This is a genomic window from Rubripirellula obstinata (genome assembly GCF_001642955.1).
Lineage (GTDB): Bacteria > Planctomycetota > Planctomycetia > Pirellulales > Pirellulaceae > Rubripirellula > Rubripirellula obstinata.
The window spans coordinates 38,697-53,081 of record NZ_LWSK01000032.1 but is presented as its reverse complement, the minus strand read 5'-3'; the positions used below and the strand labels follow the sequence as shown (position 1 = coordinate 53,081).

General features: G+C 52.7%; 7 protein-coding genes. 2 read left to right on the top strand and 5 right to left on the bottom strand.

The window, feature by feature from the left end:
* Positions 1–301 precede the first annotated feature (301 nt).
* Positions 302–688 carry an ATP-dependent Clp protease adaptor ClpS gene (locus RC85_RS10385; RefSeq protein ID WP_068262143.1) on the bottom strand — a complete coding sequence of 129 codons (387 nt, stop codon included), beginning with the start codon at positions 686–688 and terminating at the stop codon, positions 302–304.
* 163 nt (positions 689–851) lie between these two features.
* Between RC85_RS10385 and RC85_RS10380 the strand changes: the two genes are divergently transcribed.
* Both RC85_RS10380 and serS read left to right on the top strand, forming a co-directional pair.
* Positions 852–2,225, top strand: coding sequence for a dipeptidase (locus RC85_RS10380; RefSeq protein WP_068262124.1), 1,374 nt, complete (start codon positions 852–854; stop codon positions 2,223–2,225).
* 62 nt (positions 2,226–2,287) lie between these two features.
* On the top strand, positions 2,288–3,562 hold the full coding sequence (gene serS, locus RC85_RS10375) for a serine--tRNA ligase (protein WP_068262121.1): 1,275 nt from the start codon (positions 2,288–2,290) through the stop codon (positions 3,560–3,562).
* A 99-nt stretch (positions 3,563–3,661) separates the two neighbouring features.
* On the opposite strand, the gene RC85_RS10370 is transcribed toward serS, so the two are convergent.
* The 4 genes from RC85_RS10370 to RC85_RS10355 all read right to left on the bottom strand — a co-directional run bounded on the left by RC85_RS10370 (position 3,662) and on the right by RC85_RS10355 (position 14,375).
* Entirely contained in the window at positions 3,662–4,666 is a 1,005-nt protein-coding gene (locus tag RC85_RS10370) for a serine/threonine protein kinase (RefSeq protein ID WP_068262140.1), read from the bottom strand.
* A 159-nt stretch (positions 4,667–4,825) separates the two neighbouring features.
* Positions 4,826–7,189 (bottom strand): alpha-L-rhamnosidase-related protein, encoded by a 2,364-nt coding sequence (locus RC85_RS10365; protein ID WP_068262118.1) that lies wholly within the window; start codon positions 7,187–7,189, stop codon positions 4,826–4,828.
* Positions 7,186–10,734, bottom strand: a complete 3,549-nt coding sequence (locus tag RC85_RS10360; RefSeq protein ID WP_149752671.1) for a glycosyl hydrolase — start codon at positions 10,732–10,734, stop codon at positions 7,186–7,188. The genes RC85_RS10365 and RC85_RS10360 overlap by 4 nt, the downstream gene beginning before the upstream one ends.
* Before the next feature lie 683 nt (positions 10,735–11,417).
* Positions 11,418–14,375 carry a glycoside hydrolase family 2 protein gene (locus RC85_RS10355; RefSeq protein WP_068262113.1) on the bottom strand — a complete coding sequence of 986 codons (2,958 nt, stop codon included), beginning with the start codon at positions 14,373–14,375 and terminating at the stop codon, positions 11,418–11,420.
* Positions 14,376–14,385: the final 10 nt, after the last annotated feature.

Below are 14,385 nucleotides of genomic sequence, written 5' to 3'. Positions count from 1 at the left end.
CCCTCCAACCCGACACGACGACTTAACGAGGCTCCCGCTGCGCGATGAGCGCAGCGGGGGTAAGGGGGAAACCACCCCAAAACCCATCGAAAACGAGATAGTTCAACAAGTCGCCAAGAGTTTCGGCCACGATCGCGGGATCACCGAAAGCCCTGGTCTTGGCGACTTCCGCTACCAATTGCGTCACAGCGATACCAGCCGTAACTCGCTCCACTCGCTACGGCCTACTTTGGCAACCGTCACAGCTACGGTTGCGGTTTTCAGGTCCGGAATCCAATTCCAAAAACTCTTGCGAAGCAGTTTATTCGGGAACCGGTTCGATCGTTGCCGACATGCTGCCTTTGCAACGTGCAATCAGATCGTCTTTGCCGAACGCATGAATTTGATCGCGTTTCAATTCGGCGTGTTCCAGCGTTGTGGTCAAGCAACATGCCTTGCCACCCTTATCGACCTGCTTGGCAATTTGGAAACCAATTTCGATCGGATGATGAAATAAATCCTTCATCATTAACACGACATAGTCGTAGCTGTGATCTTTATCATCCCACAAAATAACGTTGTACCGAGGTTGGCGTTTACGCTCGGTCTTTTCTTGGCGTTGTCGTCGTGTGCTGTAACGTTCTTCGACTTGATCTTGGGTCTGTTCGTCGATTTCAAGTTCAGCCACCATGGATTGTTCGTCTGACATGATGCCGCTTGCTCCTTGCAACTTCTACCGGGCATTAATCTTCGGCCACTTTGGCGTTATTCTTTCACTGCTAACATTCTAGCGCGTCCGACCACCGATCGGGAGTCCCAAAATTGCGAAATACCCAGGCGAAACGTACGTGACCGAATCCACTCAAAAACCAATGTCAGCCCATTTCATGGCCCAATCGCTTCAGCAATCACAACAGCGACATCTGGACGAATTGATTCAATGGCTAAAAATTCCCAGCGTTAGCAGCGACACCTCCAAAATCGGCGACGTCAAAGCCGCTGGCGACTGGATCGCTAACAAGTTGGCAGATTCCGGCTTAAAGGTCGAAACAATCCAGACCCAAGGCCATCCGATGATCTATGCGGAAAGTCCGGCGATCGATGGTGCGCCCGTTGTTTTGGTCTACGGACACTACGACGTTCAGCCGCCCGAACCGCTGAATCTTTGGACCACCCCCGCGTTTGAACCCACCGTCCGCAACGGAAATTTGTATGCACGCGGTGCGACCGATGACAAAGGCCAAGTCTTAACACACGTCCATAGCATTTGTGATTGGATGGCGACCGGTAAACCCTTGCCGCTACAGATCAAGTTGCTGATCGAAGGCGAAGAAGAAGTCGGCAGCGAAAACTTGGAACGCATGATGCCAGAATTGGCCGACAAGCTGGCATGCGACTGCGTTGTGATCAGCGACAGCAGCCAATACGGTCCCGGCCAGCCGGCGATCACCTACGGACTGCGAGGAATCGCGACCTACGAATTGTTGGTGCAAGGTCCAAAACAGGATCTGCATAGTGGTTCGTTTGGCGGTGCGGTGATGAATCCGGCGATCGCGCTGTGCCATCTGATGTCATCGATGGTCGATCGCGAAGGCAGAATTGCAATCGATGGTTTCTACGACAGCGTTCGCGATCTTTCGCCAGCCGAGCGTGAAGCATGGGACCAGCTTCCTAAAACTGACGACTTCGCCAAGTCCGTCGGTGCGAGTGAACTGTTCGGCGAAAAAGGTTACTCGGCCGACGAGCGACGATGGGCGCGGCCGACGTTCGACATCAACGGCCTGACCAGCGGCCATCAAGGCGAAGGCGTCAAAACCGTCTTGCCAGCACAAGCGTCCGCAAAGTTCAGTTTTCGTCTTGTTCCCGATCAGGATCCCACGCAATTAACTGATGCCATTAATTCACACCTGACAAAGCACTTGCCGACCGGCGTCACGTTTAAACTGACGCCCGACCACGGAGCACCCGGCATGTTGGCCGACACCAACAGCCGTTTCATGGACGCAGCCCGCGCCGCCATCACGGCAGCTTTTGAAACGCCACCCGTCCTGATTCGCGAAGGCGGTTCGATTCCCATCGTCACACGGTTCCAAGAAACACTCCGGTGCGATTGCCTGTTATTGGGATGGGGTCTGTCGGATGACAACGCTCACAGCCCCGACGAAAAATTCTGCATCGAAGATTTCTACCGCGGCATCCAAGCATCAACGATGCTGTGGGAATCGATTGGGAAGTTGTCTTCCTGAATTGATTCTCCCGTGTAATTTCCACCGCACATTCCTCTCCACTGAACCCAATCACGATTCCCATGCTTGATCGAAAATTCCTTATCGAAAACTTGGACGCCGTTATCAAAAATTGCGCCTCGCGTGGCGTCCAATGCGATCCGTCGGCAGTGATTGCTTTGGATGCCAGTCGGCTGGAAAAACTAAAGCTCGCCGAAGACCTCAACCGCCAAGCCAACGAAACCAGCAAGCTGATTCCGAAAGCAAAGGATAACGATGAACGTCAAGTGCTGATCGAAAAAGGCCGAGAACTTCGCGCCGCCAAAGACGCAGCGCAAGCCGAACAAGATGCAATTGATCAGCAAATTAGCGAGATCATTTCAGAACTTCCCAACATGACGCATCCTGACGTGCCCGAAGGTGGCGAGGATGATGCAAAAGAATTGTCGTTTGGGAAAACAGCCAAGCCGGAGTTTGATTTCCAACCGCTGGACCATGTTGCGATTGGCGAAAAACATGACCTGTTCGACTTCGAGGCCGGTGCCCGCGTTTCCGGTTCGGGTTTCTACTTTTTGAAGAACGATGCCGTGCTTTTGGACTTGGCGCTGCAACAGTTTGCAATCAGCAAGCTGGCCGGTGTCGGCTTCACCCCGGTCACCACACCTGACTTGGCCCTGACCCATATCCTACAAGGAATTGGGTTCAATCCGCGTGGCCCTGAAACTCAAATTTACAGCGTCGAAGACACCGAGTTAAACCTGGTCGGAACGGCTGAAATCACGCTCGGTGGCATGATGGCTGGTCAAACGATCGACGCAGCTGATTTGCCGCTACTGCTTTGCGGACTGAGTCACTGTTTCCGAACCGAAGCAGGCGCGGCGGGTCGAGCGTCCAAAGGTTTGTACCGTGTACACCAATTCACAAAAGTCGAAATGTTCGCTTTCACATCACCCGAGCAAAGCGATGCAATGCACGATCGACTTCGCGATTTAGAATGTGAGATCTTTGACGCGTTGGAAGTTCCCTATCGTGTCATCGACACCGCTGCCGGCGACCTTGGCGGACCGGCCTACCGCAAATTCGATCTGGAAGCATGGATGCCAGGCCGTGGAGATTCGGGACAATGGGGCGAGGTCACCAGCACAAGTAATTGCACCGATTACCAGGCACGCCGATTGAACGTGCGATCCAAACAGGCCGGGAAAAAAGGAACCGACTTCGTCCACACGCTCAACGGTACCGCCGTAGCGACCGGCCGAGCCATGATCGCGATCCTGGAAAACCACCAACAAGCCGATGGCTCGGTCAAGGTTCCCAAGGCGTTGCAGCCCTGGGTTGGCAAAGCAGTCATTGGGTAACGCGAACGAAGGTCCGTCTGCCCAATGCATCAGCGAGCCAAGCAAAGCCAGGCCAAGCAAAGTTAGGCCAAGCAAAGTTAGGCTAGGTTACGGTGAACTTCAGAGCGATTGGATTAACTCTTCCAGATCTACAATCAGTTGATGCATCGATTCGTACCTTGCGGATGGCTGCTTTGCGATCGCTCTGGAAACGATCGCATCCGCACGTGCTGGGATCTGGTGTTGTGGCGAACGTTCGCTCGGTGGAGCGGGTTGCCGAGAGCAGATATTCTCGAAAGTTTCGTCTTGATTCGTGCCGCGAAAAGGTTCCGCAATTGCCATCGCTTCGTACAGGCAAATGCCGGCTGAAAAGATGTCGCTTCGCTCGTCGAGATCAAGATTGCGAATCTGCTCGGGTGACATGTAGGTCGGTGTCCCGAGCAATTGCTTGGTCGGCGTGAGTGCTGGCAAGTCGGCGATGCCGCTGTGGATGTGTTGGACAGCAGGATCATCAACCTCCGCTGACATCGCATGTTGTGGACGCGTAGGAGTCACTTGATATCGGTCATCGTCAAAGTTGGATTCTCCCCAAACCTTAGCCGTGCCCCAATCCAGCAACGTCACTTCGCCAAAGTTCCCCACCCAGATATTGTCGGGCTTGACGTCTCGATGAATGACACCGACCGCATGAGCGAACGATAAAGTGCGACAGGTTGCAGTCACGATTTCGATCCGACGTCGCAGCGGAAACGCTCCGACCGTCTCTTCGTCGCCCTTCCCAATTCTCCGTAGCACCGCAAAGAAGTTCTCGCCAGAGATTCGTTTCATCGCGTAATAGATTCCGAATTCGTCGTCGTCTCCGATTTCGTGAACCGGCACCGTGCCGGGATGTTCAAGTTGCGCCGTCACGCGAGCCTCTCGCAAAAGCCGCCGACGATACGAACGGTCAAAGCGGAACTGAGGCAACAGCGTTTTGATGGCGACTGTTCGCCCGACAATTTGATCGTGGGCAGAATACAAAACCCCGTTACCGCCACGGGCCATTTCCTTCAATTCGCTGTACTTAGCCAGCCCATGAAGGTCGCCGGAAGGAAGTTGGATGTCGGTGTTGGAAAGTGTGATCATCAGCGAAATCTTTCGATTGCAGTCCCCTTCATCAAATGCGGCCGCTGTTACGTCCGCATCTGTTCTAGCAGGTTCAACAACGCTTCTTGGGCGACCGACGCACAGTCCTAATTGGTCTTGCCCTATCAGTTGCAAGGGTGGTCAGCATGAACTTTTCATTTACCGAGCCGTCGCGGAGATTTTCCAGGTGCCGGCGGGGAGTTTGAACTTCAGGTATTTGTCGTCTTCATCTGCTTGCTGGATCTGCAAACCGCTGCTGATGAACTGCCCTTCCTTCCAGATCGGTTTGTCGTTGGCACGGATTTCGGCCAGGGTTCCGATTGATTTTGGAATACCGATGACTGCCGTCGTTCCATCTGGCGAAACGAGGTCCAGGTTGAAAGCGTTTTCCTTTTGTTCTAGGCCAACGGTGATGTCTCCACTCACACTTGGAACCACCTGTTTCAGCGAAGCGAAGTGTTCCATGTTTGGCAAGATCTGAAATTCGCTCCAGCCGATACCGGTCGGTTCAATGCCAGCGATGTGCTTGGAAAGAATCGTGTTCGGCGCGTTCCAAGCGTGGTTGTACGTTCCACCATTGGGGAACATTTCATACAACGTGCTCATCCCCTCGCGATCGACCTGACTCTGATATCGTTCTTTCATTCGCGTCAGAGCAGCGTCGTATCGCCCGGCATAGCACATCGCCTCCTCCACCATCCACTCAAAGTGCGGACTGCAAAACTGGTTGGGGATCAGCACATTTTCGACGATCGAATCGTGCTTATCCTCGTCAGCTAACCCGGACAGAATCGTCAGGCAGTTCGCCCGATCGTCCTGCAACTTTCCTGGGCGACTGCTGTAATACTTGCCCGTCCAGTACGCCTTGTTGAAAGCCTTGTCCATCGACTCGATACGCTCGTCGTACCAGACGATGTCTTTTTTCTCGCCGAGTTCCATCGCCATTTTCTTTGCGCTGTTCAGTGCCATGTAGTACAGCGAATCAAGCACAACGTCCTGATCGAGCGTATTCTTCACTCCCCAGTCGCTCCAGTTCCAAAAATCGCTCGAACGCTTTTCTCGTTTGGGCAAACCATTGGCACCGATGCTCCACAGATTCAAGTATTCGCGAACATACGGGTAGGCGTATCGCAGCGTTTCTTCGTCACCCGTGTTGAAATAGTATTGCCAGATGCACTGGTCCACAAACTGCAGACTCTGGCTAGGAAGTTCACGCAAACGCAGCGGCCCCAGCGCGGCATAGACGCCGTCTTCGCTATACGCCATCGTCACCCGGATCGCTTTTTTCAGCAGTTGTCGTCCCGGATCGTCCATGCAGTAAAACAGATAGCTGGCCTGATCCGACACGTCGCCGATCCAACACGCCCGTTCGCGGTCGGGGCAATCCATGAAGTTGTCGCGGGCGCAAACAAAAAGCGTGTTGCGCCCCATCCACCACAAACGTTCGTAGAATGGGTCGCTGCATTGAAATGAACCGGCCATGTTACCGACGCTCATCCAGCGATACTTCAACCCGTGTATCTTCACGCCAGCAGGGATTTCATAGATCACCTTGTGACCATTCATCCATGAAAAACTCTCAAAGCTTTGACGGCCCTGTTTAGTTGTATAGAACGCGTCGATCATATTGTGACGGTCATCGGTGGTGATCTTGATCTCCAGCCCAGCGTCGCATTCAATGTCAAGATAAGGCGTGATCTGCTGGTTGAACGGCAGCGTGCAACTGATCGCTTGGCCTTCACTGATCAGCGGGAATTTCGATTCCGGATAGTCTTGATAGAACTGCAAACCGTGGTTCACCAGCGCGGGCACGTAGTTCTTTTCCAGGTTGTACCAAGGTGCTGCTGGTGGGATTCCTTTCTCGGTTGCTGCTTTCCAATCGGCATCGGAATAGTCCGGTGACATCCAGTCGCCCATCGATTTACGAGCGTCGTACTTCACATGGAACTGCACGATGTTTTTTCCGGTGTCGCCACTGTCGATCGCGTAAGCGGGATCCGCTTTGACTTTCCAACTGCGATCGGAAACCAGTTTCTTCTCGCCAATGTCAGCCTGGAAAATGAATCCGCCTTTGCCGCTATCGATGTGGGTGCCCTTGTGAGTTTCGTTGCCCCAATACCAAGCCAGCACCGCAATCGTGTTTTCGCCCGGTTCTAAGAATCGCGTGATATCAACTTCTTCGTACCAAGTGTTCGACGGCTTGGCTTCGGGTGGCTTTTTCCAAACTTCTTTGCCGCGTTTCCAGGGCTTGGACGGACTTGGTCCGCGAGCGACGCTGCCTTCAAAGACGACCATCTCGCCGTTGATCCACATCCAGTATTTACTGTCAGCAGAAATGTTCGCGACCACTTTCTGTGGCACTGCATCCAGTTTGACGTTTTTGCGAAACGCCACCCAAGAATTCGATGGGCCATCTTCCGCCTGCCAAATCCATTGCGCCTTCCAATCAACCGGTTCTGCATTCACGGAGCCGCATAGAGGTATGAATAACGATGCAGCGAGTATTGTAAGTAATTTGTTCATTGGTTCTCTTTTGTAGTATCAATCCGGTTTAAATCAGCAGTTTCCAATGGAGATTGTACGACCGCCCGGACGTAGGGTCGTACCAGGACCGGCCCCAACAAACCGGAAGGTTTTAGTTCCGAATCCTTACTCCAATGCTTATACCCTTGAAAAGTAATTCGATTCGTAGGGCGTTGGCTACCCCGGGACAGCCAGTCCGGCCATTGTTTCACATTCGGTCCCCGCCTTTTTACATCATCAGGAAGTTGTTCATCCCCGATCAATCGATTGGGCCACAGATTCGTGACTCTTACTTCCAAATCATTCACGCCAGCTTTGGCATGTTTATCCAGATTGATTCGGAACGGTGCTTTCCAAAAAACGCCCAGGTTTTTTCCATTGACGATGACTTTCGCCATCACGTGAACGCGGCCAAGATCTAACTCAATAGAATAATCTGACTGCACCCAATTCTCAGGCACATGGAACTGTTTTTGATAGTTTGCTGTTCCGGAAAAGTATCGAATTCCATCAATGGGCGAAGTCGTCCATGAGGCAAGTTTATTGATGACCTCACTTTTGGGCGCGCCCAAGTTGGGAGGGAATTCCACGTTCCACGATCCCGTCAACTCAATCGGTGCTGGAACAGATTTCACTTCCGCAGTGACTGTCTGACCCGATGCCATTTTGCACGTCAGCGTTCCCGGACAAGGCGTCTTCCACGTGACGATCCGGTTGCTCCGTAAAAGAGTCGGCTCTGGGGTTGGCTGCGTTAGCTTTAAAAATTTTCCGGCAGCAACCGTTTGCTTGAATGTTTCCACACCCGACGAATACACGAGTCGCAACGTATTCCGATGACCAACAACCGAAGCACCTTCGACTAACCCATCATCGACAGCGATCTGATACTTGCCAGCATCAATCAGCGATTCAATTCTATCCGTCACATCATGGACGGGGTAAACCGACGGAACACCCTCCACCCCCAATTCAAACTTTCCGAAGACTGCCTTCAAGATCGTTAGCTCACCTTTTCCGTTGGCGTCAATTTCAAGTCGCTCGCGTTCCTTGGCATATTTGAATGCACGTTGGTCACCGATTTGGTATTCCACGCGAAGTTCTTTGTGATAACCCGGCGCTGGATCGCTCTGGCAAAGTTCGCTGCGTGTGGCGTTCAGGCTGAGCATACCGTTTTTAATCCGGCTTTCGACAATCTCTTTAACGTCGATCAATCCGGCTGGCAGAAACGTTCCATACTGGGCCTTCACTATTTTCAAATCAGGTAGTGGAGTCGGTGCGGTGCGATTTAGGTTCATTGCGACTTCGACAATCGAATCCGATGCGGCAGCAGGCTTTTGGAAGATGACAAACACGGACGCTTCGGATTCCAGTTGAACTCGCACCGTTGTGGTGCCGTCACCATGATCGTGCCACACGGCGGCATTAGAAATTTCGCCGGTCATTGCGTCCCAGAACTCGGGCTGTTTGCCGGCTACCCGAAAACGGCACTCTTCAACTCGACTGTTTTTTTGTGAGTTGGCGAGAAAATAGATTTCAGTTTCACCAGCCCTGCGATGAGTCACGTCAAGGTTTTCGTCTGAACCTCTCACCACCCTAAAGTCAGGCGACAGTGTTCCCTGCTGAAGCATATCGAGCACGGGATCGTTCCTAATGATGCCAGTATCCCAAAGTGCATCGGCCATTTCAGCAAGCTGGTCATCGCAAGCGGGATAACCTTGAAGACTCGGAGATCGAGTCGGTTTCGGTCCTGTTATCGTTGCCCCCGCTTTCGCGAGTTGACGAATCAAACCAAGGGTCTCGGGACGCATCCAAGTCGTTTCGGGAAGCATCAAGATTGAATAGGCATCACCAAATGGCGTGTAAATCTTTCCATCCTCAACAGTCAACGCAGCCAATTTGTTGTGTCCGATCAAATCGTAATTGAATCCAAGCTCCTCGATGCCCGGAACCAGAAACGTATCATTGGGCGACGATTCGCCGACGAAGACCAAAACATCCGCAACGGTCTGACCCTGTTGCAGCAAGAACTGCGAACGGGCAACGTAATCCATGTATGCCTTGCCCTGTTCCCACCACGTGTTGTGGCGATTGAATGAAATACCGAACGGCCCCAGCGTCAATCCCGGTTTGGCGTCCCAGGGTTGATGAACGTACGTGTGATAAACAAATCGATTGATCCCTTGCGCCCACGCTCGATCGCCAATGGCTTTCAGTGTCGCCGGCGACTGGTCCCATCCGCCGGTGGACGTAAAGGCTTCCGATTCGGCTATCGAACTTCCGTTGAGTTTTGCGATGGAGGCGACAAACTTGGGCGAATCAAAAAACGCCAGTACTCCACTCCAGAATTCTGCCATCACCACATCCGCCGCTTCACCGACCTGCATATTGTCGAATGGTCCCCAATACGGTTCCAAGGAAAAGACCATTCCATGTTGATGAGAAAGCTCACGAAAGCGACCGTAGTAATTCTCAGCCATCAAGTCGCCGATCGTACGACGAAAGTCCCACAAGAACCGTTCGGAGACGTCGCCGCTTTCAACGTAGTATCCAGCCAATGCCGGCAAGAAATCACTGCAATCGTAACCGCGAAGCCGCTTGAATTCTGTTTCAAAATCTTTCGTCCAATTGGCTGTACCTACCTCGTAACTATCGATGTGGCATTTGGTAACGGCCGTCCCAATCAACGGCCCCAGTTTTTGAATGATCGGATCAATGCCATCCTTCCAAAAAGCATCCACTGCCTTGCGGCTCATCTTGTCGCATTCCAATCCTTGGCCACCCACAACGCCCGGCCGATTTCTCGCGCCGGTCGGCGTATACCCAAGCCGCAGAATCGTCCACTGGCCGGCGGGAGCGTTCCAATTCAGCAACCCTTCGTCCGAAACGCGGTCTGTGAGATCAATCAATGTCTCCGCTCGGATCACCGCATCGGCAGGAATCGTTTTTGATTCAGGCATCAAGCGATTGCGAACTTTTCCGGAAAGCGTTTTGTAGTCCAACGAGTGGATGTGTTCGGACACTTTCGGTGTAGGAAAAGCCAGAATGGCGATGTCCTGGTAGTAATCCAATTGAGTCTTCGGTTGAGGCAATCGGGCCTTGAACGGCTTCCCGCCCTGATGCGTTACCTCACTGAAAACCAACTCTTGCATCGCGAGATCGGGTGTGACCCACGGCCCACCGCTGGACGACCAACCGGGGCCATTATGGAACGCAAGTTCCAACCCCAGACGATCCGCCTCCTCGGCAGCAAATTTGAACAAGTCCAACCATTCCGGATTCAGGTACGCCGTAGACCCCGGAGGATGACCGAGGTTGACATTGAACAACTGGGCACCGTGAACCCCCACTCTCTTCATCGATTCCAAATCCTCCGTGATCCCTTCCTTGGAAACATTGCCATTCATCCAATGCCACCACGTCAAAGCCTTGGCAGAATCGGGCGGCGTACGGAAACCCTGTTTCAAAGGGTCAGATGCCAGCGCGTTCGCGGTTGCGACCACAAGCAGAATGGTGATGCTAAAGAAAATGCGTTTCATTGCTTTCATGCTTACTCTATCTATTTAGGAACGAGCGGAAAATTAGTGTCGCCTTTCGCTCCGCGAAAGTAGCGAATCCGCTGCTTTCGCGGAGCGAAAGGCGACTATCAAAAGTCGCACGTTCCCTAGTTCTTATTGCTTCGGCCAAATCAAATTTTGCGTACAACGGACGTCGTCTTAATTACAACAACTGAGGTAGCGAATCTCGCAGAGAGATTGGGCTGTGTGGAAATCAAAAGTCTCTGCGGCTTTCGCTACCTCAAAGCTCGTCACTTATTGATCACGCGATGCTTCGTTTAGATCGTTCTCTCTGGGGAATTGTCCTGAAATGACTTCCCGGTTTTCCCGTAGCTGGGCCCGCCAGGGTTCAGTCCAGTTCAGTCCAGTTCAGTCCAGTTCAGTCCATCATTAGCTGTACTCGACTGAACCCTGGCGGGCCCAGCTACGAGAGATTTCCCCAAATACGGAAGTTGTTTCGGGGCAGGTTCTAAAGGTAGGCGGGAACTCGCCGCGTCGCCGCGGCTTGAGCGTACGTTGTTGCCATGGTCAGGGCGTCAAAATCGATACTGCAATTTTTGGCTCATGACTTTCTTTGCAGTCACAGAACGACTTGCCAAGTAACACGCAATACATCGCTGACAACGGCTCCGCTATTCCAGATCGCGGAACCGTTGTCCATTTGCTGGGCGATTTCAATGCGTCCCCTTCTTCGCCAGCACCGTATACATCACGGCATTCTCTGGAACTTCACCATCGCTGTTTCCAGCCATGATGATGCTTTCGCCTTGCTTGGCAACTCGTTTGAAGATGGAAAGCTTGGTACCGCCGAGATTAAGATCGTCGCCGGTATCGGTGAAATCATTGAGCAGGAATTCTGGCCGCGGCACACGGTCATCGTGACAGACATAGATCGTCATGTCCGCGCCGGCAATAAACTGCAACTGATCGCGTGCCCAATACGACTTGTCTGAATTCGGCGTTCGGATGTATTCGCAACCCCGAAAGTACTTGGGGATAACGGTGTAGTTCACTTCTCTATCAGTGTACGCCTTTTTGCCCCAGTTGGTGTTGGTGCGTAGCATCGCTTTACCGTCACCGGTGTAGCTAAATCGGGTGAACAGTTTGCTCTTGTTCTGCTCGCTTGGAATGTACTCTGGCATTTCCGGTACATGAGCCGGAAGCGGTTCTCGCTTGAGCGACCAGGCGGCGTAGGCCTGCGGCATCTCCAGCGACAGACCGTCCTGAACAACGACGGGTTGCGATTCAACACTGATGCTGACTGGTTCCAGTCCTTCTTTTTCCGCCGTCACGGTAACGGTGCCTGGCGTGCGCTGCGAACGTATCGCCACTCGGTTGATGCCACACTCGGTATCGAGATAAAGATTGTTGGTGCTGTTTGCCTTGCCACTGTTGTAACCACCTCGCCAAGTTCCGGGGCCAGTCACCTGGAAATCGACGCGGCCTTTGTCCAGCGGGCATCGACGACCTTCGCTGTCGACCACTTCCACATCGATCAGAACCACGTCGGATCCGTCAGCTCGCCAACCATTGATTCCGGTGATCGGCGTTAACTTGAGCGACGCCGGTTCGCCGACTGTTTCTTTGGTTTGAGAAGTACGTAACTTGCCATCGATAAAAGCCTTCGCCGTGATCTGGCCCGATTCCCAATTGACCTTGGGAAACGTGAACAGGTAACCATTCTCGGGCGTTTTGTTCGCGGCAATGAACTTGCCGTTGACCAACAGGTTGACCTGATCACAATTTGAAACGACGTGGATGTCTTTCCGAGTCTTGTCGTCGTAGTTCCAGTGGCCGATGAGATGCACCTGCGGTTCGGGTCGCCACATTGCCTTGACGGCATAGAAAGCTTCTTTCGGAAGCCGGACGGCATCGACTTCACCGCTGGCTCGCGTGACTTCGGTTGGGCAGCGACCGCCGTGAGGTCCATCGCTGAAAATCCAGTTCGCGCCGCCGGAGTGATAAGTCTTTTTGCCCATCTTGTTCCACCATTGATCTACCTGACGGATCGCAAATTCCTCGGACCCGATCTTGTAGATGTTCTTTTTCAGATTCGGGTGGCTCCAAAAGTTGTCGTCCGGGGATTGTTTATCCCAAATCCGTCGCGGTGCTTCTTCGCGGCAGTATTCGCTTTCCACCAACGGCAGATGAGCGTACTCGCGTTCCCAACCTTCGGTTCCAATTTCGATGGTCACATACTTTTCGGATTCCAGCTTGACGTCGGCCCTGCGGTTGCCCATCAAACGTTTGCCCTTGGGATCGTAAGTTTCGATGACGTCGAGGATCTGCTGGTAGTGCGCAGCCGTTTCTGCCCAGTTTCCTCCCTCCCAGATAAAGATCGAGGGATGGTTTCGGTAGTACACGACCGTGTCCCGGAAGGCAGCGATGCGGATGTCCCACGTTTCGCCATGATCAGATGATTCGCCACTGACGCCCGGCATCAACGTCACAAATCCATACTTATCGCCCATCGCAACTTCGCTTGGCCCTCCTGCGCAGTGCCCCCAGCGAATCAGGTTTCCGCCGGCTTCATCCATCAGGTGAAACGTCAAATCTCGTAGCCAATCCGGCAAAGCAGCTCCCAGTCCGGGCCACGCATGAGTCGGTTTTTGTCCCCAGCCAGTCAGCTTTGCATACTCGCCGTTGTTCGAGAATCCAGTGTCCTTGTTGAACTCAAAGCTGCGAATTCCCAATGGCGTTTCGCAGGAATCGATTTCCTTTCCGTTCTCTTTGATCACCGTCCGAACCGAGTACAGATAGGGATAACGCGTGTACCATCGTTTTGGATTTGCTAATTGAGTTTCAACGGAAACGTTGACCGTTTCGCCGGCGCTGATTGTTTTTTCCGTCGAGGCAGTGTCAACCGTTTTTCCTTCGGCATCGATAATCTGTGCTTCAAACGTAATGCTCTTTCCCGCAGGATGTTCGTTCCTCACTTCAGCCTCAACGGTGATGTCCGCGCTCTTCTCACTGATGTTTTCTGCATAAACATAGGTGCCGACGGTTTCAAGGTTGTCGTACAGTGGCAGCGTGATGTGCAGCGGATCCATCGTGTGCAGGAACACGTTGCGGTAGATTCCGCCATGGATGGGATGCCAATGTTCGTGGTTCCAAACCAGCGGAAAGTTGTCTCGGAAATGATCGCCCCGGTCGTTGTTGACCTTGACTGCAAGCACGTTTGTTTCATCACCAAATTTTAGGTGTTCAGTGAGGTCATACCCGAAAGGGATGAATCCAGTTTGGTTCGTACCGAGATGCTGGCCGTTGACGTAAACGTCAGCAATCTGACGCACTCCTTCAAATTCGATGAACACTTTTTTCCCGGCGTCGGCTGCGGGCAATTTGAATTCCTTGCGGTACCAAACCGTACCCCGCCAATGATTTTTTTCGCCGTTGTGTTTCCCCAAGCTGAGATCATCGAAGGTGTCGACGTCGTTGAATGTGTGAGGACAACTCACTGAGGCCCAGGCGGAGTCATCAAATTCAACTTGCAGGGCTTCTGCAGGATTGTCTTTCAGGAACTTCCAGTCGTAGTTGAAGTTGTACTTCGTGCGACCTTCTTCCGCGAAAGCAAGTGGGACGCAAGTGACGAAGAGTCCAAGAACGATCGTGAATAGTTTTGCCTTTGGCATGTGCAGGGAT